The following is a 25807-nucleotide window of genomic DNA, read 5'->3' as shown; positions in this document are numbered from 1 at the left end:
CTGGAGAGTGTTAACTATGCAAAAAAATATCGTACTGCTTCCGGGAGATGGAATCGGTCCTGCTGTGACAGAAGCCGCTGCTTCTGTCCTGCAGCAAGTGGCCGACATCTTTTCCCACAACTTCATCTTCACGAGTAAGATGGTTGGCGGTGCTGCCATTGATACATTAGGGGAACCACTGCCAGCAGACACCCTTCAAGCTTGTAAGGATACAGATGCTATTTTACTTGGTGCTGTAGGAGGACCAAAATGGGATCAGCAGCCTCCTCAACTGCGGCCGGAAAAAGGACTGCTCCAGCTGCGCAAGGGCCTAGGCCTATTTGCTAACTTGCGTCCGGTAAAAACCTTCCCTTCTCTGCTTGCTAGTTCTCCGCTCAAGCAGGAAATTGTAGCAGGAAGCGATCTACTGATCGTAAGGGAGTTGACCGGCGGGCTTTACTTTGGCCTTCCAAGTGAACGTCGAGATAATGGTCAAACCGTTGTCGACACCTTGCACTATGAAAAAAGCGAAATCGAACGGATTGTCGAGACAGGTTTCCAGAGTGCTATGCTCCGGGATAAACGTTTAGCTTCCGTCGATAAAGCAAATGTACTCGAATCCAGCAAGCTATGGCGTGAAATCGTCGATGAAAAAAGCAAGGACTACCCAGAAGTTTCGGTTGAGCATATGCTCGTAGATTCTACAGCAATGAAACTCATTACGAACCCAACCTACTTCGATGTCATTGTCACCGAAAACCTATTCGGAGATATCCTGAGCGATGAAGCATCCGTGCTTACCGGGTCACTCGGCCTCCTCCCTTCTGCCAGCTTGCGTGAGGATCAGCTCGGTTTGTATGAGCCAGTCCATGGCTCCGCTCCGGATATAGCCGGCAAGGATATTGCCAATCCGCTTGGAGCTATTCTTTCAGCCGCGATGCTGCTTCGTTATTCCTTTGAAATGGAAAGAGAAGCCATTGCTGTGGAAGCAGCTGTTGACGATGTGCTGCAAAGCGGTTACGGAACACAAGATATGCAAGTAAATCCTGAAAGAATCGTCGGTACCCAAGAAATGACCTCCCTCGTCATCGAGCAGCTGACGGCAGCAAAAGTGAGTTCTTAAGAAAGGACCTGAGAACAATGAAGCAACCTAAGACAATTATCGAAAAGATATGGGAAAAACATACTGTTGTACAGGAGGCGGATAAGCCGGATCTCTTGTATATCGACTTGCACCTTGTGCATGAGGTGACATCTCCGCAGGCCTTTGAAGGGCTGCGTCTGGCAGGTCGGAAAGTACGGCAGCCGGAACGCACATATGCAACTGTCGATCACAACGTACCGACGATCCATCGTCCGATCATTCGTGATGAGGTCGCGCGAAAACAAATGGAAACACTCCGGTCCAATTGCGCTGAATTCGGTATCCGCCTAGCCGATATCGACCATCCGGATCAAGGTATCGTGCATGTCATCGGCCCGCAGCTCGGACTTACGCAGCCCGGCAAAACAATTGTATGCGGCGACAGCCACACCTCTACCCATGGAGCATTCGGAGCTTTAGCATTCGGTATCGGTACGAGCGAAGTGGAACATGTTCTTGCTACACAGACACTTTGGCAAAACAAACCAAAAACACTGAACGTGCATATTGAAGGTTCCTTAGGAACTGGCGTGACAGCGAAAGACTTGATCTTGGCAATAATCGGGAAATTCGGCGTCAAATTTGGAACCGGCTATGTGCTCGAGTATACCGGCGAAGCCATCCGCGATTTATCCATGGAGGAACGAATGACCGTGTGTAACATGTCTATTGAAGCAGGTGCTAGAGCTGGCTTGATCAGCCCGGATGAGACGACGTTCGAATACTTGCGCGGCAGAAGATATGCGCCGGAAGGTTCTGATTTCGAAGCAGCTGTCTCCGAGTGGAAGAACCTTGCTACAGATGACGGAGCTGTCTATGACCACACCGTTTATTTAGATGCATCAGAGATCGAACCGCAAGTTACTTGGGGGACGAATCCTGGTATGTGTCTACCTATATCTGCAAGTGTCCCGGACCCAGCGCTTATTGAGGATAAGGACGAAAGAGCTTCTGTTGAGCAAGCACTTGCCTATATGGGTTTGGAGGCGAACCAACAGCTGACTTCCATTGAAATCCAGCATGTTTTCATCGGATCCTGTACGAACTCACGGATTACAGATTTGCGTAAGGCAGCAAGTGTCATTCAGGGAAGGAAGGTCCACCCTTCTGTCCGTGCCATGGTCGTACCAGGCTCGTTCACTGTCAAGATGCAAGCTGAACAAGAAGGTTTGGATCAGATTTTCCAAGATGCAGGATTTGAGTGGCGAGATGCAGGCTGTAGTATGTGTCTGGCAATGAATGAAGACGTCGTGCCAGCTGGCGAACGCTGTGCTTCTACCTCGAATCGTAATTTCGAGGGGCGTCAAGGTACTGGAGCCCGTACCCATTTAGCCAGTCCGGAAATGGCCGCGGCAGCAGCAATCGAAGGCCGCTTTGTCGATATCCGACAGGCAGTTGCACCAACTGTGTAAGGAGGAAAGAAAATGGAACCTATCAAAACACATAATGGACTTGTTTATCCATTGCCCAAACGCAATGTCGACACAGACCAGATCATACCAAAACAATTTTTGAAGCGTATTGAACGGGCAGGTTTCGGGCAATTTCTCTTTTATAACTGGCGTTTCGATGAAAATGACAAGCCACGCGCAGACTTTACCTTGAATCAGCCGAAATATGAAGGTGTTTCCGTCTTGATCAGCGGTGACAATTTCGGCTGCGGTTCATCTCGCGAACATGCCCCTTGGGCCCTCTTAGACTATGGTTTCAAGGTGATTATTGCACCTAGTTTTGCGGATATTTTCTATAATAATACGACAAAGAATGGGATTCTATCTATCAAACTTTCCGAGGAGCAAATAGACTACTTGCTCAATCAGGCAGAAAAGAATTCTTATACACTAACAATAGATCTGGAAAATCAGAAAGTATATGATAAGCTAGGTTTTGAGGCAGCCTTTGACATTCCTGCCTATAATAAACATATGCTTTTAAATGGACTAGACGAGATTGGCATAACCTTAAGTTATGCTGATCGTATAACACAATTTGAACAGACACATTAAAGGAGTGTGAAGGCATTGGGGATTGCTTAAGTCAGAAAAAGATAGAAGCAGCTACAGCTTATTTGAAGGGTTTGGTACATCATACGCCGATTAGGACGTCCACTTCACTGGACAAATTGGTGGGCAGGAACGTATATCTGAAGATGGAGAACCAGCAAAAAACCGGTGCCTTCAAAGCACGCGGAGCCAGCTTTAAAATTGGCAGCATGAACGAAGAGGATGCGAAGCGCGGTGTTATTGCTGCGTCTGCCGGCAACCATGCCCAAGGTGTCGCTCTTGCAGCAGCCAAACGCGGCATTCCCGCTAAGATCTACATGCCGATTCATACGCCGAAGCCGAAAGTAGAAGCAACTAAAAGTTATGGCGCAACGGTTGAGTTAGCAGGCGAAACGTTCCAGGAGGCGCTATTTGCTGCCCAAAAAGAGCAGCAACACTCTGGTGGTACTTTTATCCATCCGTTCGATGACATAGATATCATCGCCGGACAGGGCACTATTGCCGTAGAAATGCTGGCAGATCAACCAGAGCTCGACACGCTCATCGTTCCGATCGGAGGCGGCGGTCTGATTAGCGGTATCGCTTTTGCCGCCAAGCAAATCAAGCCTTCGATTCGAGTCATCGGTGTGCAAACGGAAGCAGTGTGTGCTACCTATCATGCGTTCCACAAACATTTGATACCATCCCTTGCTTGTACGACAATTGCCGAAGGTATTGCAGTCAATGAGCCAGGTAAAGTGACATTGCCACTTATACAGCAATATGTGGATGATATCGTCACTGTTTCAGAGCGTGATATAGCTGCCAGTGTCCTGCAGTTGCTTGAAAGGCACAAGACACTCGCAGAAGGTGCAGGCGCTGCTGGCTTTGCAGCACTGATGCGCCATCATCAGAGTATTCGTTCCGATCATTGCGGCATCGTCATCAGCGGTGGGAACTTCGATCTTCAGAAGCTGTCTGAGCTGCATGCACTAACTATGCATCTCCCCGCCAACAGCATGGCATAAGAAAGAGCAGGAAGCTTTTGCTTCCTGCTCTATTTTTCCTTTTCCGGCTTCAGTCTGCCTGCTTGCTTCAGCTGTTCCCGAAGCAAATATTCGATTTGAGCATTCACACTGCGAAAATCATCATCTGCCCATTTCTGTACCATGTCATAGATATCCTGGTTGATGCGTAGCGGAAAACTCTTCTTTTTTGCCATATGACCCCTGCTTTAATATAGTGATCCATTGTTCACGACGGGCTGTGTCCCGCGATCGGAAACAATGGCCACCATCAAATTATTCACCATCTGCGCCTTGCGCTCTGGATCTAGTTCCAAATCTCCTTCGTTCAAAGCTTCCACAGCATCCATTGACATTCCGACTGCTCCTTCTACAATCATCTTGCGGGCAGCAATGATTGCTGCTGCTTGCTGGCGCTGTAGCATTGCTTGGGCTATTTCTGTTGAGTAAGCAAGATGCGTAAAACGTGCCTCCATCACTTCCACTCCAGCTTCATTTAGCCGCGCTTCCAGTTCAGCCTGCAGTTTACCAGTAATTTCATCCCCATTCTCACGCAGAGAAAACCCAGATTCGTTGAAATTATCATATGGATAATTTGAAGCGATATGACGGACTGCAGCTTCACTTTGGATTGCGACAAATTCCTCGTAATCATCTACATTGAACGCCGCTTTTGCTGTATCTACTACACGATACACAATCACTGCAGCTATTTCAATCGGGTTCCCTTCTATGTCATTTACTTTTAGAGTCTTAGAGTTGAAGTTACGGATACGCAGAGTAATCCGCTGTCTCGTTGTTAGAGGAATAGTCAGGAACAAACCATTGGCACGAATTGTACCGATATATTTACCGAAGAAAGTCACGACGTAGGCTTGATTAGGAGGTACAATCACGATTCCAGTTACCAGCAATACAGCAACAAGGAAGAGAACGACGGCCAAAACGATAGCCTCCTGTGTCAAACTGAAAATACCAGCGCCTGCACAAGCTAGGATGATCAGCACCCCGAGGAAACCATTTAAGGAAGCAGCTTGCTTTTCTTTCATACACGTCACTCCTACATTTTAATATTAAAGTGATATCACTTTAATATTATTATATATTCTGACAACACACTTTGCAACCCGCAGACAAGCATATATACTTAAAGAAAAAAGATCGGGGAATTCACATGTTATATCAGGTCTTCAGACCGTTTCGATTATTGCACCGCTTCCTTGTAGATAAAAAATATCCTCAAGGGGCGTATATTGCCGAGAGGTACCGCGTCATCCGTAAACTCGGCTCCGGCAGCTATGGTACTACTTATCTGTGCGTTGATAGTATCCAGCAGAAAACATGTACAGTGAAACAGCTCCGCCGCAGCCGGCAAGGGCGGAAGAAATATTTTCGAATGTTTCAGCAGGAGTATAAGTTGCTCAGTGAACTCAAGCATCCTTCCATTCCGTCTGCCAGCTCCTTCTTCCACACGGATGACGGCTATTTCTTCGTCATGGATTTTGTTTCCGGTGAAAATCTGGAGCAGCATATTTTTGATACAAAAAAGCAATATTACGAAAAAGAAGCACTTGCTTTGACTATCGATGTTGCTCAAGTTGTAGACTATCTGCATACACGTCGTATCTACCACGGTGATATCCGCATTCCGAATGTCATGTTAGCAGCTGGACATGCTTCCCTTATCGACTTTGGTCTTGCGAAGCAGTTCAGCGGTCCAAAGAGTTTGGAGGAGCAAAGTCGTCTGGAACAAGATCTGTTCGATTTAGGTGATATCCTGCTTTATCTTTTGTACACCACTTTTGAAAAAACAACTAAAAAAGCTCTCCCTTGGACGGAAGAGCTCACTTTATCACCCGCATGTAAGCATGTGCTTGAGAGATTATTAGGCATCCAGGAACCCTTCCCTTCTGTATCCGAGACAATTGATGCCTTAAGAAAAACAAAAGAAGCAGCAGATTAACTGCTGCTTCCATACCCACGTCGCTTGTACCGGCTGCTCCCGCCATAACGATTACGGCCATAGCCGCTGCTGCCGCTAGAGCCTCGACGTCCTCGATAACCACTGGAGTCGTAGCGGCGACCGCGATGGCCGCTGGAATCATATCTTCTGCCGCGGCGATGGCTGCTGCCACCTGCGGATTCTTTTATTTTACGGATGAATTTCTTGAACATAGATTTCCCTCCCTAAAAGCAACTTGTCTATTTACGCAAATGATACCATGTTAGTTTCAAGAAGTACGTTTCTTTACAAATTCTTAATAATTTGTCATCGCAATGAGTTTTTCCAATCTATTCTCAAACTCCTCCAATCGAATAAACCGGCCTTCTCTGATCTGTTCTTTCCCTTCTGCAAATACCAGGATAGTCGGTGCTCCAAATGCAAGAAATTTCCCTGTAACTTCCGGCACCTCACTGGCATCTGCATATCCCAGTTCGACTTGTGGATGTGTCTGCAGCATATCCTCTATTCGCGGTAGCAAGGCCTGACAGACACTGCACCCTGGTGAGGAGATGAATAAGACAGCAAGTCTATTCGTACTGATAAAACTTTCCACGTTGTCGATGCTATGCAATTTCATTCTATCCACCTGCTTTATTGGTTGTTTCCTCCATCATATAGAATCATACCCCTCGATGGCGAATGATATGATATAGTAGACTCTGGGGATATTCAAACATATTTTGACAAAATTCTAGATTAGCAGATTAAAGGAGAAACACATATATGGCAAAAGACGATAAACAGGAGTTGCGCCGCTCACAGAAAAAGCGGAAGAAATCCCGCAAGAAGCGCGTTATCCGCAATATATTTATTATTGTATTACTTTTGATTCTCATCCCGGCAGCATATGCTGGTTATCTTTATGTAAAAGCAGGTAATTTGGCCAATGATTCTTTCGTAGATGATGGCCGTGACAAATCATCTCTTCGCGACAGTGCAGTAGATCCTGCCGAAGATAGCGTCAGCGTCTTGTTTATTGGATCTGATTCAAGCCAAAAACGTGAACAAGACAATATCGGTAAACGTTCTGATACGATGATTCTTGCTACATTTAATAAAGATGATAAAAGTATTAAAATGCTGAGCATTCCACGTGATACGTATACCTACGTACCTTATCTTGAACGCAACACAAAAATAAACGGTTCGTATAACGGCGGTCCTACAGCAACAGTGGAAGCAGTCGAAGAACTGACTCAGGTTCCAGTCGATTATTATATCGATGTAAACTTTGAGGCATTCATCAGCGTTGTCGAAGCATTAGATGGTGTTACAGTTGACGTACCATATGAACTGAATGAAATGAACTCCAAGGATGAAAAAGGTGCCATCCACCTACAGCCAGGTGTTCAAACTTTGAACGGAGAAGAAGCACTAGCCCTTGCTCGTACACGTAAGCAAGATAGTGACTTTGCCCGCAGTGAACGTCAGCAGCAGATCATCGAAGCGATGATGGATAAAGCGACAGACATGAGTTCGGTGCTTAAGTATTCAAGTCTACTGGATGCTGTTGGCGATAATATGACGACGAACATGACATTTGACGAGATGAAGAGCTTTATCTCTTACGGTGTGAACAACAAACTAACAGTGGAAAGCCTGAAGCTCGAAGGCCAAGGCGGAAATGGAATTGTCCCTGGCTATAACGCATACGCTTTCCTTCCTGATGCAACATCATTGGCTAATGCTACTCAGACGATGCGTGATCAGCTAGAATTGCCAGCTGTTGATAACACAACTACTACATCTACAACCTCGCCTTAAAAAGGCGAGGTTTTTTTATACTTCTTTTGGAACGACAACACGAATTTCTTCTGGTAAAACTTTGGCTTCAAAAGGCAGCGGCTCCCCTTCATCTCCATCTATATTGACGACAAGCTCCGTATCAGAAGCAACACTGAGTTCTTTAGCTTGGAAATAAGTGACTTGCTCATTGGATGCCAAGTTACCTTTGAAGATATCAGGTATCAGCTTAGCTGCTTTTGGAATGGACAATTCATTTAAAATAAAGACATGAAACAGATGATCATCTACTTCAGCTTGTTTGGCAAACTTCTCGAATCCAGCTACCGAGTTTGTCAATGCGACTAGCATCATATATGCTTTGTTATCATACGCTTCCTTTTCACCTGTATGGACACTAATGTGGAAAGGTGTCTTGTCTCGGAATGCTTTCGCTCCCTCCATTAGATATGCAAAATGGCCATATTTGCTTTTCTCCTCTGGTGTTACATCATACACTGCTTCTGCAATCACACCGACAGCAAGCACGTTCATAAAATATCGATCACCTAATTTACCAATGTCGACTGCTTTTGTATGATAGTCCTCAAGTAAAGCTAATGCTTGCTCTGGTTTTCGCGGTATTTGCAATGCACGGGCGAAGTCATTCACTGTGCCGAGCGGAACAAAAGCAAAATTAGGCTGCTGTTCCTTTTCGGCTAACCCATTGATACATTCATTGATCGTCCCATCTCCGCCCATCGCCAGCAGCGTTTTATATGTACCATCACAAGCAGACGCAGCAAATCCGGTTGCATCCCCCTCTTTTTCAGTGTACTTTACCACCACTTGTTCGTGCCGTTTGCCAAGTAGCGCTACCGCTTGTTCCTCATATCGCATCGCTTTTTCCTTACCTGATGAAGGATTGATAATCAGCATAGCCCGCACAGCTTCCGCCTCTTTCTCTTTTTTCTAATTTATACCCTTAACAGGAAGATAATGAAACAATAAATTAATTTGATAATTATCAAATTAGATGTTAACCTAATCTAAAGGAGATGAAAATATGCAGCTTGATAAGTTAGTCCGATTTCATAAAGCCGTTGGGGATGCAACAAGAATGCGCATTATTGCAGTTTTGAAAAAGGGTCCTCTTCATGGGCAGGCAATTGCGCATAAACTAGGATTGAAGCCTCCTACTATCACACATCATATGACGAAGCTAAGAGAAGTTGGGATTGTCTATCAGCGCAGGGATGGCAACACAATCTACTTTTACTTGGACGAACCACGACTGACAAAGCTTGCAAACAGCATTCTGCAGCTTGGTCAAGAAAGTGAACATCCGAGCGCAGATTTAGAAGCGGAAGAAAAACTTAAGATAGTTAAAAACTTCTTTTCCTTAGATGGAAAGCTCACGCAATTGCCAGCTCAGGAGAAAAAACGCGTGATAATTCTAGCTTATATGATCCAGCATCTAAAGCGACATCATATATATGAAGAACAAGAACTGAATTCCTACATCCAGAAATATTGTGAGGATTATGCAACCATTCGTCGCGAATGGATCATGCATCATTTCATTTACCGTGATGGGAATACATATCAGCTTAATCCGGAAGAAATGTGGCCTGCTTCTTTTTAGGAGCAGCCTCCTTTTTCAAAACTAATTAGATATTCATCAAATCAGGAGGTACAAATGCTGCTATTACAGAATCACAATTATCGTATGTTACTAGTTTCCAGTATCTTTTCGAGCTTTTCTATTTCTATGTATCTGCTAATCGAGCAGTGGTATGTTGTAAATGAACTAGGTGTTCCAAAATTGGTTGGTGCAGTTTTACTGGCAACGACTCTGCCACGTGTTATTTTTATGTTTGTCGGAGGGATGCTTGCTGATCGACTACGAAATAGCCGCATCATTTTCTTTTCCCTTTTGAGCCGGAGCATCTTGATGCTGCTCGCTGCGCTTCTTTCCGAGGAGAATTTGCTTCATCTTCTGCCACTACTCTTTTTTGCTGTTACATTTGGGATATCAGATGCTTTTTTCTGGCCCGCTCGTGATGCTATCATCACACAGCTTATACCAGAAGCGTATTTAACAAAAGCGAATGCATATATGCAGACAATCAACCAGCTCGGCGTAGTTCTTGGTCCGCCAGCTGCAGCCTTGTTATTATCTTACTTTTCCTACTCCACAGTATTCGCTATCATTTGTACCCTTCTACTATTCAGCTGTCTCTGTCAATTGACTATTAAGGAACCTCGTAAAGTGATTCAAACTGATGTATCTATCTCTGTACAGATACAGGAGGCACTACAATATATAAAGACTAGTCCCATCCTTCGTTTGCTTATGCTGACATTCGTCATTGATAATTTACTGTACATAGGTCCGCTGATGCTGAGTATTCCGCTCTTTGCCGAAAGCATACTGACCGGCGATGCTTTTACATTAAGTTTTCTTCAAATTAGTTTTTCCGGTGGTATTATTATTGGCGGCATTCTGCTAGGTCTGCTTACAATAAAGAAGCAAGGGCGCTGGATAACAGCAGTTTTATTGGGAGAAGGTATACTCCTAGGTTTGTATAGCCAGTCTAAAAGCTTCATTCTTTCTAGTATCCTGCTATGCTTGCTCGGAATCTGTGTCTCTTCCATCAATGTTCCCGTCATCAGTCTTATCCAGAGAGTTGTACCGAAGCACCTGACTGGAAGGGTTTTAAGTGTGAGTACGCTCGTTAGCATCGGCTCGGTTCCATTGTCTTACGGACTCGTATCCTTACTGCTGATAGCGGATATTTCAATTGTATCTATACTGCTGGTGTCCAGTTTAAGTATTGTTATTTTCAGCAGTATATTAATCTTGCAGAAAAATAGTTTTCGCAAGATTTAGGAATATGTAATGCAGACACATTTCTTATGTAGAAAGTTAATTGCATTAGAAAAGACCTCCAAAAGAGGTCTTTTTATCTTAAGAATATAAATGCAGTAATAACGCCGATCAGAACGAGCAAAATGCCCCCTGTTACCTTCCAGCTTAAACCGCCTACTAAATCTACAAGGTTTCCATTATCACTTCTGTTGAATGCATCGCTCACATTTCCAGTTGTATTTCGTTTTATTTCTTCTTGTCTCAATCTTTCTCTTCGCAGTTCAGCTGTTTCTTTTTCTTTACTCATAACAGCACCCCTCTTTCAATCTGCTTTTAAAAAAGCCAGCTTTCACTTTGAAAGCTGGCTAAATTTAATTCAATCCTTCAATTGAAATCTGCTCTATCGTTGCTGATGCTGCCCCATCCTGCATAGCAGCCTCGAAGCTGACTTGGTCTCCCTCTTTCAGAAAGATTGCATATGGCGCATCAGTGGAGTTAATGCTGTAGATAACATCCTGATCCTTCAGCAAGAATTGAATCGTTTTCGCCCCGGCATTGTCGCTGGAAATAAAGAGACGATTCACTTCTCCGCTCACTTGCTGCACAGGAGCATCACCTGTCGATTCTGCTGTACTCGTATCTGTGCTAAGCTGCAGTCGATACGCTTCCAATGTACTTTTCGCATTATCACCAAAAACGACGTAGTCAGAATCAGCCGCTCGGACGTATGCATACTGCTTGAAAATACCATTGGAATCGAGCACGCTGACTACCCAGGTCGGATTGCCGTCAATATTGTATAGTACCGGCATTTTCCCTTCCCACTTTTTCTCGGGATATTCCTTCTCGACTACTTGCACTGCACCAGAGGAATCCATGATACCATTGTTCTTCTCACCACCGAAAAATGTCACTTCCCCTGTTCGGCCATCTACCATCGAGTAGCCAAGAGCAGAGTCGATATTCTCTTTGGGTGATTTGAAATCGGTGAAGTACTGGATGCTGCCATCTTCGGCGAATACTGCTGTCACACCATGTTCCGTTCCATTATCGTTCGGAATCTTCACGCCAGCTTTGCCGAAGTGACGGTTCCAAAATCCTCCGCTGTACTCCCCGTAATACGTATTGAGCTTACTAGCCATTTCTGGAGAAATCGTATTCTCAATAAAATCAGGTGCTTGATCAGCATCGTAAATCTTCGACTCTCCATTGTACGGGTTCACAACGACAACCTTAATATCGTCGCCATTCGCTTTTTTAGTGAAAAGCTTTGGCTGGTAGACTGTCTGAACGTACCATGCTTTTCCTTCTTCATCAATTTCCAAGCGTGCCTCACCCTCTTGGATGTAGGAAGGATAACGGGAATAAATAATCCGCTGTAAATCTTTGTGGAAGTAGGCAGATGGTACATAAGACAATTTATTTTCTACAAATTCAGGCTGCGCCCCTAGATCTGTCGCATTAATAACAAAGTACCCAGATGTCTCCCCGCCTTTAAGCCATTTGAAGAAGCCGTCAAATTCTACAGGTGCGATGTATTCATTCGTACCGCCAACTGTCTGCGTCTGTAGACTGCCGAGGTGATAGAGCTGTGTATCCGGTACGACGCTCATTTTTTTGTTCATCTTGTTCCGGACCGAGCTAGGTGCAATTGCAATTGGTGTCTTATCTTCATCGAGTGGTTTTGCTTCTTCCTCTGTCGATTTGACGACATTATCATAAGTAGACTTGTAGACAGCAAAATTAGCAATTACACAAACGACTGCTCCGACTAAAACAACTGTTAAAAGAATCCCTGCCAAAGCAATACCAGTATTCTTCGTTTTCTTCTCCATTTTTCTGGATCCAAAGAGCGGAAAAGCTGCAAAGAAGATACCGATTGTGTTCAGCCACAAGATATTTTGGATAATGAATGCTGGTAATACGAAGTAGATGATAATGATTAGTATGATATAAGCGGCAATACCTGCTGCCACGTACTGCTTAAGCTTTGCCTTTCCTCCTCCAGCTGCTAAATCAGCTAGAGCAATAAGGAAAAAGCCAGCCAAACTGGCTAAAGCGATTAGAAAAATCATGCTGTTCCTCCTTTTGTTGTCGTACTAACTATACGGTATAAAGCAAAGAAATGTTTCATGTATTTAGGACTGCTAATGATAAGAGCTGCAAAAGAGATGCTGAGCAAGAATTACCGATTCGTCCCATTTGATTATTATGGAAGTTTTTCAAATGTGATATATTGATTTTATGAAAAGTATAAATCAAATCCATCGCACATCATTACGTGATCAAGTGTATCAGCAATTAAGAAACGCTATTATTAATTTAGAACTTGAGCCTGGCGAAAGAGTAAATGACAAAGTATTAGCAGAAGAATTCGGAGTCAGCAGAACTCCAGTTAGAGAAGCATTAAAACGATTAGAGGATGAGGGGTTAATTGTATCTTCTCCTGGTTCTGAAACGAAAGTCAGCTTAGTTGACAATAGCCAATCAAGAGATGCCTTCACTGTTGTAGCTTCACTCCATGAGCTAGCTGCCCGTCTGGCAATTCCTTATCTAACCGAAGAACATGCAGTGATTATGGAAAAGATAAATGGCGATTTTGAGTTGGCCATTAAAAATGCGAAGCGATTAGAGGCAATCCAGCTAGATGATCAATTTCATGAAGTCATTCTCATTGCATCCAATAATCCAGAGATTTTGGTTGCGCTCGAACGGCTAATGTCTAAAATCAGACGGTTGGAACTCCTAAAGTTCAATGAACTTGATGGGATGAATTCAGTGAAACAGCATCACGACATTATCCAGTCCATCAAAAATAACAAAACCGATCTACCAGAATTAATGAAACAAAACTGGCTGAGCTTATCTAGTCAGCTCACAAGTGACATTTCAAATTAAAGCTGCTTTCTTTAAGCGGCTTTAATTTTTATTGGCATTTCTTCTTACAAGATAATAGTGCTGTCTCCTGTTCCATGCTACGATTACACAAAATCACCAAACCGATATATTGGTTTTTGGTTTTGGGAAAGGGGTAGTTTTTATGGTTACTATTCGTGATAAACAAGTTCTGCAGTCTGAGGTACATGATCCATTCGTTTTACAACAAGCGCGAGATATTCTCGACAAATGTTCATCCCCTCGCTTGATGCAGCAAGAAGTAATCAATGCCGTGGAGCGCAATGCCATTTGGCGCGGAGAGGAATGTCTTAACCTACTCGCTCCTGAAGCACCGACTAGTCCCACAGTCAGAAACCTTTTATCGTCAGAAGTAGGTACCCGAGCAGCTGAAGGTCACATTGGTTCTACACAGCGCTGGTTTTCCGGGACGAAACATATCGATGAAATTGAATCCCTCTGCGTAGAATTGCTAAAAAAGGTATTCAAATCAAATTACGCTGATCACCGTCTTGTCGCAAGTATGCTTGGTAATCTTACCGTATATGCAGCATTAACAAAGCCAGGCGATAATATCATGACCATACCGCAGCCAACTGGAGGTCATTCGAGTAACCGTCAAGATGGTCCTGCTGGTATACGCGGATTGAATGTTTATGATGTTCCAATGGATCCGAACGAGCTAACCGTTGATTTAGATGCTTTCGCTGCAAGAGCGCGTGAAATCAAACCAAAACTTGTATCACTCGGAGCATCGATGACTTTATTTCCATTCCCTCTGAAAGAAATGTCTGCCGTTGTAGCGGAATGGGGCGGAAAAATATTCTTTGATGGTGCACACCAGCTTGGCCTAATCGGCGGCGGGCAATTCCAGGATCCGCTTCGCGAAGGCGCAGTAATCATGACTGGATCAGCCGGTAAAACATTCAGCGGACCGCAAAGCGGGATCATCGTTTGGAATGATCCAGAAATCAACAAACCTATAACAGATGCGATCTTCCCTGCTCTTGCTGCAACACACCAAGTGAATCGTGTAGCCGCTTTAGCCGCAGCAGCTGCCGAATTCCTCGCTTTTGGTGAAGACTATATGGCTCAAATTGTTAAAAATGCTCAAGCATTAGGAAATGCTTTGCAGGAGCGAGGGGTAACGATGCTCGGAGCACATAAAGGCTTTACACGTACACATCAGGTCATTGCAGATGTTCGTGCTTATGGTAACGGACTAGACATCGCCAAAAAACTTGGACAAGCAAATATCATAACGAACAAAAACCTCATTCCAAGTGACCAGCCAGAGGATTGGGATTATCCGAGCGGATTACGTATCGGGACTACAGAAGTGACGAGATTAGGAATGAAAGAAAAAGACATGGAAACAATAGCAGACTTCATATTAGCTGTACTAGAGGATAAAAAATCACCTGAAAACATTCGTAAAGAGGTCATTGAATTCCGAAAACCGTACCAAAAGATACAATATTGCTTTGACTGATGTTTCCTAACAAAAATAGGACCAGCGGATGAACATAACAGTTCACCGCATGGTCCTATTCATCTGTAATCAAATACAGATACTCAGACAGTTATAAGCTTAACTTTATCCCTTATGCAATTGAGAAATCAATCATTCCTTAATTATCGGCTGTAAACTACATAAGTACCGCCTATCAAATCATGAAGACCCCGCCTATCCTCCATCACAAGCACCATAACAGCACTAATCAGTAAGGATATACCTAAAGTAACAAACACCAGCAGTCCATTGCCAATAACCTCTCTAAGAATCATGTTGGCAAAAGTAACATCTCCACCGTCTGTTCGTTTTATTTTAATTCCCATAAGTCGCTTTCCAATGACATATCCTTTCCATAGAACAGGAAGTACTGTCAAATATATAACATATCCAATATCCCATAAGTAGCCATCTGACCATTCAGTAGAAAATTCCCCCTGTATAAAGTAGAGCAGGATACTGATAGGAATATAAGGATAAACATGTCGATGATACTAGCGAAAAACCTGATTCCAAATCCTGCACGATTAAATTCATACATTAAGATAACTCCCCCCTCAAATAACTTTAACATATAATTCCATTTCTTGATGCAGCTAAAAAGGAAACTGGACATAAATGTTTAGGCAAAAAAATGGACCTGCTGGTGAATAGAATAGTTCACCAGCAGGTCCATTTTAAAAATATTTAAAGTCTACGTATGACGTTCCAAAAGGCATTACATGCAGTGTTATTTATTGGAGTACGAAGAAAGACCCCGCCCTATGAAGTTTGCAGAAACTGGGCTTTTTCCGATTTCCCTTGCCCATATTGATAGTTGTCCGATATGATGAATTTCATGAGCAATAATATGTCGCATGACTTCACCCCAAGTATCCGTCACAACGCTTCCATCGGATAAGGTATCGTAAAATATACGTCCCTCCATATTAGCATCCCATTTGTTAACAAAGCTTTCTACTTCTAAATGAAAATTAGCGTTCAATTCTCGAACCTTTTTCAAGCTCTTATAAGCATCGAAGCTGTCCTGGAAGTCGGTTTTGTCTTGTATGAGACGAATCCAGCTCCATTCGACATCAACTATATGGAAAAGTGTATGTAATATACTTCCCTTTCCACCCGTACGGTCTAGTAGCAGTTCTTCTTCATTCAAGTCTTCACACCATTGATACCATTCATCTCTAACCATCCAGTTATATTTAAAAAATAATTGCAAAGAAGCCCCTCCCAGTTTGGAGATAATTAAACGGTGACAAAATACTAGAGCAATACCAAACATTACCTAACTACTTTTTCTGCATGTCTTAGCTGAATTCCTTGTTTAATTTATTTGCCCTATGAGAGGGTAAAGTAATACAACAGGATACAAATAAGCAATTAAACTGCCATCTCATATCTATTGAAGATAAAAAGGACCACTCTAAAAGCAGTCCTTTAATGGATTACTTGTTTATTTCAGTTGTTTTAGTTCAAATCTGTCAAATGCAGCCCAATTACCAGCTTTAGCGTCAGAACATACTCCAACTTCAACCTGTCCGTTGGTAATCTGAATATCATCGATTTTGTACTTTGTATAACTTGTCACTGGGCTTGAGCCTATTTCAGTTATTTTTTTACCTCCACTGTAATCATTTGCATAGAAGTGCAGTTTATTCTGACCCCCGCCTGAGCGAACCCAACGCTTGCCTCATAGGTGCCATCCGGTACGTTTGTAATCCTTTGTGCGCTTTGCTGCTGATAAGCATCCGAGTGCCAGTGTGTAAGTTTGTAAATGCCAGTAAAAGGTTCATCTGCATCTGCTTTATGTGCTGAAACACCATTATTTCTTTCCGTCCACTGATCTAACGTTCCTGTTTCAAAGCTGCCGTTTTCGATCAGATTATCGTTTTCCTGTTGTGAAGGACGCGGCCATTCATAGGTCCCTACTGTTCCTGCTGGCAGTGTAGCAGCAAATTGCTTTCCTTCTGATACAACCCTGAACTTTTGAGCTTTGCCTGTCTGATTGATAACCACTGTTACGATGGAATTGTCGGGATTTAAAAAAGAAACATTTGTAACGGAATCACGAGATCCGTAGTTACTGTCAATCCGCTTCGCACCACGATCAACAAACTTTGAGTAATTACCAGTCATATAATAGATTGGTATCTTCCAATACTTATTTACGTTTTCTGCATTCTGAATCAACATTGTTGGATCAGGAGTACCGATCCAATGATGGGTGTTGATATTACTATCAAGCATCGTTACCCATGCATTGTAGCTTGCTGCACCATTTCTAAAATATTGCGCAATCCGATCTGCTCCAGCAGTCCCCCAGACAGACCTTTCAGTAAGATGAATGGATTTATCCGAATAAGCACGACTAATTTCTCTCATTAATTTAGGGTCACCGGCATAATCGTGAAATGCGATTCCATCTATCGATGCATCTGCTGCTTCGTCTTCGAAAACGGTTGTAACGTAATCCCAAGCTTCAGTAAAGTTATGATCAAATGTCCATAGTTTTGTATCTAAATGATGGGTATCGAGTTCATTTCGAAGTAAAGTCGCCAGTTCTCTTTGCTGTTCCGGTGGCATATACATACTCGGATAATCGATCTCCAGCAGCGGTTCATTTTGCATTGTCATCGCATAGATTGGAATTCCCTGTGCTTCGTATGATTGGACGAATTTCCGATAATAAGCTGCAAGTACTTCTGTATTCTTTTCTTCTAACCGCCCGCCAATTAAGCTGTTATTCGTTTTCATCCAAGCTGGGGGACTCCAAGGTGAGGCAAATATTTTGATGTCTGGATTTATCTTTAATGCTTCCTTTAGGGTAGAAACGATATTTAAGTCAATATCACGCTGAATCGAAAACTCGCTTAAATCATAATCTGTCTCTGTGATAGGAATATCATTATAGGTATAAAATGCATCTTGTGCGGTAAAATCCGAGGTTCCAATCGTGATCCGAATAACATCCATTCCAATTCCTTTTTTGGGATCAAACAGCTCTTTCAGCACTTGTTTTCGCTTACCTGGAGCCATTTTAGACAAGTTATAAATAGATGACTCCTCTAAAGAAGTACCAACCCCAAGCATCTCCTGATACTGATTGTCTGGGTCTACAAAGATTGTTGTCCCGTTGATTTCCTCTTCTTTCGTTATGTTGATAGATTGCTGCTGATCCAACTTATATGTTATTTCTTTTGGTCCATCGTACCAGCTTCTGTCAGCCGGAGCATTTTCTGAGCTAAACCATACCTTCACTTCTTCTTGCTTAGTTTTGGCCTGCTTTAAGCCAGGATTCATCGACATAATAAGAAAAGCAATAAGAACAATGAAAAAAGGTTTCGAAATTCGCTTAAGTAAACGCATTGGCTACATCCTTCCCTTCAATTGGTAAGCCATTCACTATACTATTCATCATAAAATAAAGCGCTTACATTTTGTAGGTACCAAGCTCCTGAATTGTTTACTAAGTTATTTAGCATTTAAAAGATAAAAGAACCTCTGTAGAAGTTCTTTTAGGATGTTAGTAAACATTGGTTACATTTCTCTGAATTTCATTTCTAGCGAATTCTGTTCAAGTACAATATCTTTTCATAAGAAGATACATCGTAACCCGAAGTTTTATTCTTGCAGACAGTTCATGCATGCAAAATGTCTTGTAACGTATGTTCAAGTGTTTTAAATCTGAAGTTGTAACCTTCACGTTCTAATCGATCAGGAATGACCCAACGGCTTTTCAGTACCAACTCTGTTTCAGTCCGAATGAATATAGACCCTATCTCCAGTATCCATTTCGGTGCAGGTAAACCAAGTGGAGCATTCATTTCATTTCTCAGTTTATGCATCAATTCTCGGTTTGTAACAGGTTGTGGTGCAGAACAATTGAAAACACCGCTCAGCTCTTTCTTATCTCTCAAGAAGAGTAGAATTTGGAATAAGTCTTCAATATGTATCCAGCTAAACATCTGCTTTCCTGAACCCTGAATGCCACCCAAACCGAAACGCACTAAATTACGGTACGGAGTCATGACTCCGCCGCCTTTACCCAACACAATAGCTATGCGCAAAGCTATTTGTCTTGTTTGAGGCAGTTTATATGAAAAGAATGTATCCTCCCATTTCGTAGCAACATCGACAGAAAAGCCCGCACCTATTTCCCCATCTGCTTCTGTCATCGGACGATCTTCAGCGTGACGATAAATGGTTGCTGTACTGCTATTAACCCATAATTCAGGAGGATTGCTGCAGGACTGTAAAGCTTCCCCTAATATTTTCGTTGTTGCTACCCGAGAATTCATAATTTCTTGCTTATTTGTTTCATTGTATCGGCAATTCACAGATTTCCCTGCCAGGTTGATGAGAAGTTCGGCGCCTTCCAATGCTCTTTGAATGGACAATCCATCTTTCCAATGGATATGTTGTTTTTGCCTTGAGATAATGCTGACATCGTATCCTAATTCCTGAAATCTCTTTTGAAAGAATTCCCCGATAAAACCTGTACCTCCAGCTATAACCACTTTTTTCATATACTGACTCCTCTCTTACTTATCAATTTTGAAATCATCATACAATAAAATTCCATCTCCTTCTGAAGACAGAACCTTTATAATGCGGTAATCACCCTTTGGAAAGTTGTAATTGAAAATATCGAACGATGCAAAAAAGCTTATTTCAGTACCAGAATCAATGAATATGCCATCCTCTTGAAAACCCATATTGTCTTTAAACGGTATCTGTAACCATTCTTCTTTCTTCTTATCATATATTTCAAGTACATATTCACGACCTATAGCAATGGGATATTCGCTATTGTTTTTTATATGAAATTTAAAACCATCTTCCGTTTTTAAGCTGTCATCTTCTATTTCGAGCAGTATGTCCTTTGCAGACTTCAATTCATCTGCATACTTACTTGGCTCAAGCTCTGTCTCACAACCTGCTATAAAGACCAATAACAATAGAAAAATGATTTTCTTCAACTTACTCCCCCTTTATAAACAAACTTTATCATAATTATAACCTTACAAAAATACCCAATTTAAACTAACCAATCCTGGATACGATAGTAGCTCATCCTATCAAACAGTCGGCAGGTGCTGTAAAGCTGATCGGCTCTACTTGTATCCTTGTTGGTATCATTTCTCTTACTAATAAATTCAGAATAAAAAATTAGGGGTTGATTCCGAAGTAGCTAAACATTATTATAAAACCTATAAGAATACTCGGAATAAGAGAGGTGCTTACATGCTTCAAATGATTTTAACAGGTTTACTATGCGGAGGGCTGCTTGGATTTGTGATGCAGCGCGGACGTTTTTGTTTAACAGGGGGCTTTCGCGATATGTATTTAGCGAAAGATAATCGCATGTTTTATGCATTGTTGATTGCAATAGCCATCCAAAGTGTTGGAGTGTATACATTAATCAGTTTAGGGGTATTCGAATTTAGTGCCGGTTCGTTGCCGATTGTTGCTGTAATCATTGGATCCTTTATATTCGGTATCGGCATTATATTTGCTGGCGGTTGCGCAACAGGCACTTGGTACCGCGCAGGAGAAGGATTGATCGGCAGCTGGATTGCATTGGCTGGCTATATGCTTGTAGCTGCAATGATGAAGTCAGGTGTATTGCTTCCATTTGACACAGCTGTAAAAGAGATACAAGTTGAATCAAACTCTATTGCTGTAACATTAGGATTGAATAACTGGATTTTAATTGCTGTTCTTGTTGCCGTTGTCGGATTCATTGTATTCCGCACTTTAAGAAAACCGACGGTTAAAATCCCCGGGTTAAAACCGAAAAAAACCGGCCTTGCACATATTCTTTTCGAAAAACGCTGGCATCCATTTGTAACTGCAATTCTTATCGGACTCATTGCCATCCTTGCGTGGCCTTTAAGTGTCGCTACCGGTCGGATTGCTGGATTAGGCATCACAACACCATCCGCTAATATTCTGCAATACTTAGTTACAGGAGAACTAAGTTTCATCAATTGGGGTGTATTCCTCGTACTCGGAATTTTCTTAGGTTCTCTATTTGCAGCAAAAATGAGTGGTGAATTCAGATTCCGACTTCCTGACCTCAAAACGACTATCAATAGTTTTAGTGGTGGATTAATGATGGGATTCGGAGCTGGTTTAGCTGGTGGCTGCTCTATCGGAAACGGTCTAGTTATGACCGCCATGATGACATGGCAAGGATGGATCTCTTTAGGGTTCATGATGTTAGGCACATGGACTGCGTCATACTTTGTATTTGTACGGCCACGAAAAAAAACCAGCCAAACGGCACAAGCAGCAACTGCTTAAAAGGAGTGTATAGAATGAAAAAAACATTGGAAGTAATGGGAATGGTTTGTCCCTTCCCGCTAGTAGAAGCAAAAGAAGCGATTAAAGAAATCCAAACAGGCGATGAGCTGGAAGTACAATTTGATTGTACGCAAGGAACTGAATCCATCCCCCGCTGGGCAGCGGAAGCAGGTCATGAAGTGACCGCATATGAGCAATTAGGTGAAGCTGCCTGGACTATTACAATTAAAAAGAAATAAAAGAAGATTGCAGAGAAGCTTCTTGATTCTCTGCAATTTTTTTCTATAAGTAGAAATGATTAGCAGCTATATTTTTCCTTTGTAAACTCGATGCATATGATACTTGACTTGTTAACGTATCCAAAGTTCACTATACTTTCACTAGGAGGGGATAAAAATGAGTGAAGACATATCGAAAATTAATTACCGCGAAGTTATTGAATATTCATTGGATCCCTTAATTGTACATACAGATCTAAAGATAATTTATATTAACCATGCTGCTGAGGTCTTTTTTAAAGGAAATCGTGAAGATATCATCGGAGCAAGTCCATTAGATATTTTTCATGAAAGTTCAAAATCAACGATACATAAAAGAATTCAATCAGCATATGCCAAGCCCGCTGAAGTGATTGAGGAATCTATCTTCAAACTGGACGGTACAACAGCAGATGTTGAATTATACTGTCATCCTGTTTTCATTGAGGATACGAAGGCAATTCAAACATATGTCAGAGATATCTCTGATAAAAAAGAAGCTGAGAGAAAAAACAGGGAAATGATGAACCAAATCAATGAACTTTCAGCTACCCTCGTGCCCCTTTTAAACGGGATAGCCATTTTACCATTAGTTGGTTCAATTAACGAAGAGCGAGCAAGACAGTTATTACAACTGGTTCCTCTTAAGGCAAAGCAGCAGGATGTGCAATGTTTAATTATTGATTTCTCAGGTATATTACGATTGGACAAAGTTGTAACAGATTATCTCTTCAAGATTAATCACGTTCTCTCTTTGCTCGGTATAAAGTCTATCTTTACTGGTATAAGACCAGAGCTTGCGATAGAAGCAGTTGAAATGGATCTTAGCTTGTTATCTTCACCAACAATGTCTACCGTAAAGGATGCTTTAGATTACCTTGGAGTACATTGATTTGGAGTTTTTCCTCTTATACTAATAAAGCAGTTCAGGCAGGAAACTTGATTATATTCAAAGAGGAGTCGAAATTATATCGACTCCTCTGAAATATACTACCTTAAAGCAAAACCATCTCGACTGCCAAAGGCCTTAAGGCATTCGTTTCATCAATATAGATAAACCCATCATACCGCTGGGCCATATGAGAGGGCACATAATTACCAAACTGTTCAAACTCTGGCCGATACACTACTCCGATAGCTCGATGTCCGATTTTCTGTTGGAATAAATGTTCATTTTCTTTATCGAAAAAGAGCATCTTATCGAATGCTCCAGCTCGATGCATAAGATCTTCCCAGGATCCTCTAACCGCTTTTGGAACAATCTTAACATCATGATTGACTCCCCATTCATCTGCTGCTATTACAGTTCCTTTGTGCGTACCGAATCCTATTACATATACATCCTCAGGAGCATTTTGCTCCCGTATTAGCTCTCCTACATTGACCATACCGTTATGCGCCATATCTGTAGCCCGGGCGTCTCCAACATGTGTGTTATGCTCCCATACAATCGCCTTACCTTTTGATCCATAAAACTTCATTACCTCGTCCAGAGCATGTACCATATGTTTATCTCTTATATTCCATGATTCTTCATCTCGAACAACCATTGCGCGATAATAATGCTCTGCATTATAAGCTACGAGTGCATTTACTTCTAAATTAAGACTTAGCTCTTCTTCACATGGATATTGGTCTTTCTTTTTTTGTATCGTTGCCAAAAGCTTGGCGACTTCGTCAATACAGCCTTCGGAATACAGACCGGCAGATACAGCATATTCCTGGTTGTCCCTGTTAAATGGTTCAAAACAAGTAAATGCTTTCTTTGCGATTTCTACATCGGGTGAGTCAATCTTCGTTAAGTAGGAAATAACTTCTTCCATCGATTCCCAGAGACTGTACATATCTATTCCATAAAAGCCAACCTTTGGCTGGACATCAGGATTCTCGTTAAAATCCTTCATCCACTCAATTAAATCGAGAATTTCTTCATTCGCCCACATCCATGTCGGCCAACGATTAAAACTGCTGAGAACTTCCCGAGCAGATTCGCTTACAGTATCATAGCCCTTAATATAGCGGTTTACTGCCTGACAAGCCGGCCAGTCTCCTTCTACTGCTACAAATGTAAATCCTTTCTCGGTGATCAGCTTTTTAGTTATTTCAGCACGTACCGTATAAAACTCAGAAGTCCCATGGGATGCTTCTCCCAGCAAAACAAACCTTGCTTTATCGGTTTTTCCCCTTATGATATTCAAATCTGCTTCACCTGTTAATGGAACGGCATATTTTTTGATCGATTGTATGACTTTTTGCTCCATATAAACCCATCTTTCACTTTAAAGTATGTCTTACTTTGTGATAAACGCTTCAAAAAAATTCTTTGATTGTTACTTCTTTTTTCAAATAATCCTTTGTAGATTCTTTTAAAGTACACGAATAGCAGAGATTTCAGTATCACTACATTTTCACCATTATTTTTAGGTGAATAAATTTTCGGTTTACGTATCTTTTCATTGGGTATTCGTTACTAGATACATATTAGGAGGTAGTCATGAATAAACAAGTTTGGAAAAATCCCGTATTCATTGTTTCTTCTCTCGTCATTCTTGCTCTGGTTTTAATAGGCGCTATTATACCTAAAGCGTTTGGGGCCGCAGCCGGTCGTCTATTTCGTTTCACTACTGTAAATTTCGGTTGGCTTTATTTATTGGCTGTATTCATCGTAATTGTATTCTTAGTCGGTCTGGCAATTAGTAAATACGGCACAATTCGTCTTGGCGGAGAAAAGGAAAGGCCTGAGTTTCGATTCTTTACTTGGATCGGTATGCTATTTTCAGCTGGCTTTGGCGCAGGCTTGGTTTTTTGGGGAGTAGCAGAACCAATGAGCCACTTTTTCACATCCCCTTTTCGCGGGCAAGAAGCACAGACTGAAGAAGCAGCCAGAGTTGCAATGGGGTATTCCTTCTTTCACTGGGGAATCAGTCAGTGGTCAGTTTTTGCAATTGTCGGTCTTGTCATCGGTTTTTTGCAGTTCAGAAAAAAGAAGGACGGCCTAGTATCTACAGCACTGGAACCCGTAACCGGAAAAAAAACAGCAGTTAAAGAAACCATTGATTCCCTGGCAGTCATTGCAACAGTAATGGGGATTGCTACCTCTGTCGGATTAGGCGTCTTGCAGATGAACGGCGGATTGAATGCTGTATTCGGAACGAGCAACTCTATTGGAATTCAATTCCTGATCATCGCTGCCATGCTCATTGCATATTTAATTTCATCTGCAACCGGCATTAGCAAAGGAATAGCCTATTTAAGTAATCTGAACCTGGGAATTGCTTTGTTATTACTGGTGTTTGTATTTTTCACTGGACCAACTGTTTTTATATTGGATACATTTGTGGTGGCACTTGGAGATTATTTTACGCAGTTTATTCCGTACAGCCTACGTTTACAGCCCTATCAGGGTGGTGAATGGGTACTTGACTGGACCATCTTTTACTGGGCTTGGGCAATTGCATGGTCTCCATTTGTAGGGGCTTTTGTAGCACGTGTTTCGCGAGGCAGGACAATTCGTGAATACATTATCGGTGTAATGGTCATACCACCAGCAATCGCATGCTTATGGATTGCCGTATTTGGAGGTACAGCACTTTACAGCGACTTGAATAATGGAACTGCGATCGCAGAAGCTGTTAATAATGATTTGAATTCCTCCTTGTTTCAGGTGTTTGAATACTTGCCACTGACCCAAATTATTTCTGTACTAGCAATCCTTCTCATATTTACTTTTTTAGTTACTTCAGCAGATTCAGCCACTTATATTTTGGCAAGTATGACAAGCTATGGAAACCTGAATCCTCCATTGTATATGAAAGTGATTTGGGGGCTCTTAATGGCAGCCATTGCAGGTGTCCTTCTTTATGCTGGCGGGCTGGATGCATTGCAGACCGCATCACTCATTTCTGCACTCCCGTTTACGATACTTATGCTCCTGCTGATTATCAGTATGGTTAAATTGCTGAAGGATGAACCACTTCCTGTGCGGAAGGCTGATTTGAGGCGCTTTAGACGCATAGAAAAAGCTGCAAACAACGAAAAAAATAAAGCAAAATAAGATCCTGAATTATTTGTGGAGTGAAGAGAACACTCGCTTCTCCTCACTCTTTTTTT

The 25807-nt window shown here is 42.1% G+C and carries 26 protein-coding genes and 1 pseudogene; 14 read left to right on the top strand and 13 right to left on the bottom strand.

Features of this window, described 5'->3' with window-relative positions; all coding sequences use genetic code 11:
• The first annotated feature begins 16 nt into the window (after positions 1-16).
• The 4 genes from leuB (at position 17) to CHH48_RS00650 (ending at position 4133) form a co-directional block, all read left to right on the top strand.
• A complete protein-coding gene (gene leuB, locus CHH48_RS00665) occupies positions 17-1102 on the top strand; it encodes a 3-isopropylmalate dehydrogenase (RefSeq protein WP_095217441.1) in 1086 nt (361 codons plus the stop codon).
• A gap of 17 nt (positions 1103-1119) precedes the next feature.
• Complete coding sequence (gene leuC, locus CHH48_RS00660) at positions 1120-2535, top strand: 3-isopropylmalate dehydratase large subunit (RefSeq protein WP_095217440.1); 1416 nt, start codon at positions 1120-1122, stop codon at positions 2533-2535.
• A 12-nt stretch (positions 2536-2547) separates the two neighbouring features.
• Positions 2548-3129, top strand: a complete 582-nt coding sequence (gene leuD / locus CHH48_RS00655) for a 3-isopropylmalate dehydratase small subunit (protein ID WP_095217439.1) — start codon at positions 2548-2550, stop codon at positions 3127-3129.
• A 62-nt stretch (positions 3130-3191) separates the two neighbouring features.
• Entirely contained in the window at positions 3192-4133 is a 942-nt protein-coding gene (locus tag CHH48_RS00650) for a threonine ammonia-lyase (protein ID WP_095217438.1), read from the top strand.
• Positions 4134-4162: 29 nt separating this feature from the next.
• Here CHH48_RS00650 and CHH48_RS00645 read toward each other — a convergent pair whose 3' ends face one another.
• On the bottom strand, positions 4163-4327 hold the full coding sequence (locus tag CHH48_RS00645; protein ID WP_095217437.1) for an Arc family DNA-binding protein: 165 nt from the start codon (positions 4325-4327) through the stop codon (positions 4163-4165).
• A 12-nt stretch (positions 4328-4339) separates the two neighbouring features.
• Positions 4340-5179: an SPFH domain-containing protein gene (locus CHH48_RS00640; RefSeq protein WP_095217436.1), complete on the bottom strand. Its 840-nt coding sequence runs from the start codon at positions 5177-5179 to the stop codon at positions 4340-4342.
• Positions 5180-5304: 125 nt separating this feature from the next.
• Here CHH48_RS00640 and CHH48_RS00635 point away from each other — a divergent pair, with 125 nt between their 5' ends.
• On the top strand, positions 5305-6093 hold the full coding sequence (locus CHH48_RS00635) for a serine/threonine protein kinase (RefSeq protein ID WP_095217435.1): 789 nt from the start codon (positions 5305-5307) through the stop codon (positions 6091-6093).
• Here CHH48_RS00635 and CHH48_RS00630 read toward each other — a convergent pair.
• On the bottom strand, positions 6090-6305 hold the full coding sequence (locus tag CHH48_RS00630) for a hypothetical protein (RefSeq protein ID WP_095217434.1): 216 nt from the start codon (positions 6303-6305) through the stop codon (positions 6090-6092). The genes CHH48_RS00635 and CHH48_RS00630 overlap by 4 nt on opposite strands.
• Positions 6306-6388: 83 nt before the next feature.
• A complete protein-coding gene (locus tag CHH48_RS00625; protein ID WP_095217433.1) occupies positions 6389-6712 on the bottom strand; it encodes a thioredoxin family protein in 324 nt (107 codons plus the stop codon).
• Between the two features lie 146 nt (positions 6713-6858).
• Here CHH48_RS00625 and CHH48_RS00620 point away from each other — a divergent pair, with 146 nt between their 5' ends.
• The gene (locus tag CHH48_RS00620) at positions 6859-7899 is read left to right on the top strand and encodes an LCP family protein (RefSeq protein ID WP_095217432.1); all 1041 of its coding nucleotides are present in this window, start codon (positions 6859-6861) and stop codon (positions 7897-7899) included.
• Positions 7900-7914: 15 nt separating this feature from the next.
• On the opposite strand, the gene CHH48_RS00615 is transcribed toward CHH48_RS00620, so the two are convergent.
• On the bottom strand, positions 7915-8796 hold the full coding sequence (locus tag CHH48_RS00615; protein WP_095217451.1) for a diacylglycerol/lipid kinase family protein: 882 nt from the start codon (positions 8794-8796) through the stop codon (positions 7915-7917).
• Between the two features lie 127 nt (positions 8797-8923).
• On the opposite strand from CHH48_RS00615, the gene CHH48_RS00610 reads away from it, so the two are divergent.
• Together CHH48_RS00610 and CHH48_RS00605 are read left to right on the top strand one after the other, a co-directional pair.
• Positions 8924-9502 (top strand): metalloregulator ArsR/SmtB family transcription factor, encoded by a 579-nt coding sequence (locus CHH48_RS00610; RefSeq protein ID WP_095217431.1) that lies wholly within the window; start codon positions 8924-8926, stop codon positions 9500-9502.
• Positions 9503-9556: 54 nt separating this feature from the next.
• Positions 9557-10750: an MFS transporter gene (locus tag CHH48_RS00605; protein WP_095217430.1), complete on the top strand. Its 1194-nt coding sequence runs from the start codon at positions 9557-9559 to the stop codon at positions 10748-10750.
• 73 nt (positions 10751-10823) lie between these two features.
• Here CHH48_RS00605 and CHH48_RS00600 read toward each other — a convergent pair whose 3' ends face one another.
• Both CHH48_RS00600 and CHH48_RS00595 read right to left on the bottom strand, forming a co-directional pair.
• On the bottom strand, positions 10824-11036 hold the full coding sequence (locus CHH48_RS00600; RefSeq protein ID WP_095217429.1) for a DUF6366 family protein: 213 nt from the start codon (positions 11034-11036) through the stop codon (positions 10824-10826).
• A gap of 64 nt (positions 11037-11100) precedes the next feature.
• The gene (locus CHH48_RS00595) at positions 11101-12804 is read right to left on the bottom strand and encodes a DNA-binding protein (protein WP_095217428.1); all 1704 of its coding nucleotides are present in this window, start codon (positions 12802-12804) and stop codon (positions 11101-11103) included.
• Positions 12805-12973: 169 nt separating this feature from the next.
• On the opposite strand from CHH48_RS00595, the gene CHH48_RS00590 reads away from it, so the two are divergent.
• Complete coding sequence (locus CHH48_RS00590; protein ID WP_095217427.1) at positions 12974-13627, top strand: GntR family transcriptional regulator; 654 nt, start codon at positions 12974-12976, stop codon at positions 13625-13627.
• 142 nt (positions 13628-13769) lie between these two features.
• The gene (gene glyA / locus CHH48_RS00585; protein WP_095217426.1) at positions 13770-15116 is read left to right on the top strand and encodes a serine hydroxymethyltransferase; all 1347 of its coding nucleotides are present in this window, start codon (positions 13770-13772) and stop codon (positions 15114-15116) included.
• 143 nt (positions 15117-15259) lie between these two features.
• Here the strand turns inward: glyA and CHH48_RS00580 are convergent, their stop codons facing one another.
• From CHH48_RS00580 to CHH48_RS00560, 5 genes and pseudogenes are all read right to left on the bottom strand, one after another.
• Complete coding sequence (locus CHH48_RS00580) at positions 15260-15580, bottom strand: RDD family protein (protein ID WP_255212154.1); 321 nt, start codon at positions 15578-15580, stop codon at positions 15260-15262.
• A 287-nt stretch (positions 15581-15867) separates the two neighbouring features.
• The gene (locus tag CHH48_RS00575; RefSeq protein ID WP_095217424.1) at positions 15868-16353 is read right to left on the bottom strand and encodes a DinB family protein; all 486 of its coding nucleotides are present in this window, start codon (positions 16351-16353) and stop codon (positions 15868-15870) included.
• Positions 16354-17045: 692 nt separating this feature from the next.
• Positions 17046-18500: pseudogene (locus CHH48_RS00570) on the bottom strand (glycoside hydrolase family 30 protein); the annotation flags it as partial.
• A 272-nt stretch (positions 18501-18772) separates the two neighbouring features.
• Positions 18773-19660 (bottom strand): TIGR01777 family oxidoreductase, encoded by an 888-nt coding sequence (locus tag CHH48_RS00565; RefSeq protein WP_095217423.1) that lies wholly within the window; start codon positions 19658-19660, stop codon positions 18773-18775.
• 15 nt (positions 19661-19675) lie between these two features.
• Complete coding sequence (locus CHH48_RS00560; RefSeq protein ID WP_095217422.1) at positions 19676-20113, bottom strand: immunoglobulin-like domain-containing protein; 438 nt, start codon at positions 20111-20113, stop codon at positions 19676-19678.
• Between the two features lie 265 nt (positions 20114-20378).
• Between CHH48_RS00560 and CHH48_RS00555 the strand changes: the two genes are divergently transcribed.
• From CHH48_RS00555 to CHH48_RS00545, 3 genes are all read left to right on the top strand, one after another.
• On the top strand, positions 20379-21440 hold the full coding sequence (locus CHH48_RS00555; protein WP_176466496.1) for a YeeE/YedE family protein: 1062 nt from the start codon (positions 20379-20381) through the stop codon (positions 21438-21440).
• Between the two features lie 14 nt (positions 21441-21454).
• Positions 21455-21679: a sulfurtransferase TusA family protein gene (locus CHH48_RS00550; protein WP_095217421.1), complete on the top strand. Its 225-nt coding sequence runs from the start codon at positions 21455-21457 to the stop codon at positions 21677-21679.
• A 157-nt stretch (positions 21680-21836) separates the two neighbouring features.
• Entirely contained in the window at positions 21837-22589 is a 753-nt protein-coding gene (locus CHH48_RS00545) for a PAS domain S-box protein (RefSeq protein ID WP_095217420.1), read from the top strand.
• Positions 22590-22692: 103 nt separating this feature from the next.
• Here CHH48_RS00545 and CHH48_RS00540 read toward each other — a convergent pair whose 3' ends face one another.
• A complete protein-coding gene (locus CHH48_RS00540; RefSeq protein WP_095217419.1) occupies positions 22693-23958 on the bottom strand; it encodes an erythromycin esterase family protein in 1266 nt (421 codons plus the stop codon).
• A gap of 233 nt (positions 23959-24191) precedes the next feature.
• On the opposite strand from CHH48_RS00540, the gene CHH48_RS00535 reads away from it, so the two are divergent.
• The gene (locus CHH48_RS00535; RefSeq protein WP_095217418.1) at positions 24192-25751 is read left to right on the top strand and encodes a BCCT family transporter; all 1560 of its coding nucleotides are present in this window, start codon (positions 24192-24194) and stop codon (positions 25749-25751) included.
• Positions 25752-25807: the final 56 nt, after the last annotated feature.

The sequence above is a fragment of the Terribacillus saccharophilus genome, assembly GCF_002272075.1.
Classification (GTDB): Bacteria; Bacillota; Bacilli; order Bacillales; family Amphibacillaceae; genus Terribacillus; species Terribacillus saccharophilus_A.
The sequence above is the reverse complement of the archived record's forward strand: the minus strand, read 5'-3'. Positions and strand labels throughout refer to the sequence as shown.

What these genes read in the sequence shown, in the direction of transcription:
- CHH48_RS00630 (WP_095217434.1), bottom strand. Translation starts at nt 6,305, where the DNA reads ATGTTCAAGAAATTCATCCGTAAAATAAAAGAATCCGCAGGTGGCAGC.
- CHH48_RS00555 (WP_176466496.1), top strand. Translation starts at nt 20,379, where the DNA reads ATGCTTCAAATGATTTTAACAGGTTTACTATGCGGAGGGCTGCTTGGA.
- CHH48_RS00620 (WP_095217432.1), top strand. Translation starts at nt 6,859, where the DNA reads ATGGCAAAAGACGATAAACAGGAGTTGCGCCGCTCACAGAAAAAGCGG.
- CHH48_RS00600 (WP_095217429.1), bottom strand. Translation starts at nt 11,036, where the DNA reads ATGAGTAAAGAAAAAGAAACAGCTGAACTGCGAAGAGAAAGATTGAGA.
- CHH48_RS00590 (WP_095217427.1), top strand. Translation starts at nt 12,974, where the DNA reads ATGAAAAGTATAAATCAAATCCATCGCACATCATTACGTGATCAAGTG.
- CHH48_RS00540 (WP_095217419.1), bottom strand. Translation starts at nt 23,958, where the DNA reads ATGGAGCAAAAAGTCATACAATCGATCAAAAAATATGCCGTTCCATTA.
- leuB (WP_095217441.1), top strand. Translation starts at nt 17, where the DNA reads ATGCAAAAAAATATCGTACTGCTTCCGGGAGATGGAATCGGTCCTGCT.
- CHH48_RS00610 (WP_095217431.1), top strand. Translation starts at nt 8,924, where the DNA reads ATGCAGCTTGATAAGTTAGTCCGATTTCATAAAGCCGTTGGGGATGCA.
- CHH48_RS00615 (WP_095217451.1), bottom strand. Translation starts at nt 8,796, where the DNA reads ATGCTGATTATCAATCCTTCATCAGGTAAGGAAAAAGCGATGCGATAT.
- CHH48_RS00605 (WP_095217430.1), top strand. Translation starts at nt 9,557, where the DNA reads ATGCTGCTATTACAGAATCACAATTATCGTATGTTACTAGTTTCCAGT.
- CHH48_RS00635 (WP_095217435.1), top strand. Translation starts at nt 5,305, where the DNA reads ATGTTATATCAGGTCTTCAGACCGTTTCGATTATTGCACCGCTTCCTT.
- CHH48_RS00535 (WP_095217418.1), top strand. Translation starts at nt 24,192, where the DNA reads ATGAATAAACAAGTTTGGAAAAATCCCGTATTCATTGTTTCTTCTCTC.
- glyA (WP_095217426.1), top strand. Translation starts at nt 13,770, where the DNA reads ATGGTTACTATTCGTGATAAACAAGTTCTGCAGTCTGAGGTACATGAT.
- CHH48_RS00640 (WP_095217436.1), bottom strand. Translation starts at nt 5,179, where the DNA reads ATGAAAGAAAAGCAAGCTGCTTCCTTAAATGGTTTCCTCGGGGTGCTG.
- CHH48_RS00545 (WP_095217420.1), top strand. Translation starts at nt 21,837, where the DNA reads ATGAGTGAAGACATATCGAAAATTAATTACCGCGAAGTTATTGAATAT.
- CHH48_RS00625 (WP_095217433.1), bottom strand. Translation starts at nt 6,712, where the DNA reads ATGAAATTGCATAGCATCGACAACGTGGAAAGTTTTATCAGTACGAAT.
- leuD (WP_095217439.1), top strand. Translation starts at nt 2,548, where the DNA reads ATGGAACCTATCAAAACACATAATGGACTTGTTTATCCATTGCCCAAA.
- CHH48_RS00565 (WP_095217423.1), bottom strand. Translation starts at nt 19,660, where the DNA reads ATGAAAAAAGTGGTTATAGCTGGAGGTACAGGTTTTATCGGGGAATTC.
- CHH48_RS00595 (WP_095217428.1), bottom strand. Translation starts at nt 12,804, where the DNA reads ATGATTTTTCTAATCGCTTTAGCCAGTTTGGCTGGCTTTTTCCTTATT.
- leuC (WP_095217440.1), top strand. Translation starts at nt 1,120, where the DNA reads ATGAAGCAACCTAAGACAATTATCGAAAAGATATGGGAAAAACATACT.
- CHH48_RS00645 (WP_095217437.1), bottom strand. Translation starts at nt 4,327, where the DNA reads ATGGCAAAAAAGAAGAGTTTTCCGCTACGCATCAACCAGGATATCTAT.
- CHH48_RS00550 (WP_095217421.1), top strand. Translation starts at nt 21,455, where the DNA reads ATGAAAAAAACATTGGAAGTAATGGGAATGGTTTGTCCCTTCCCGCTA.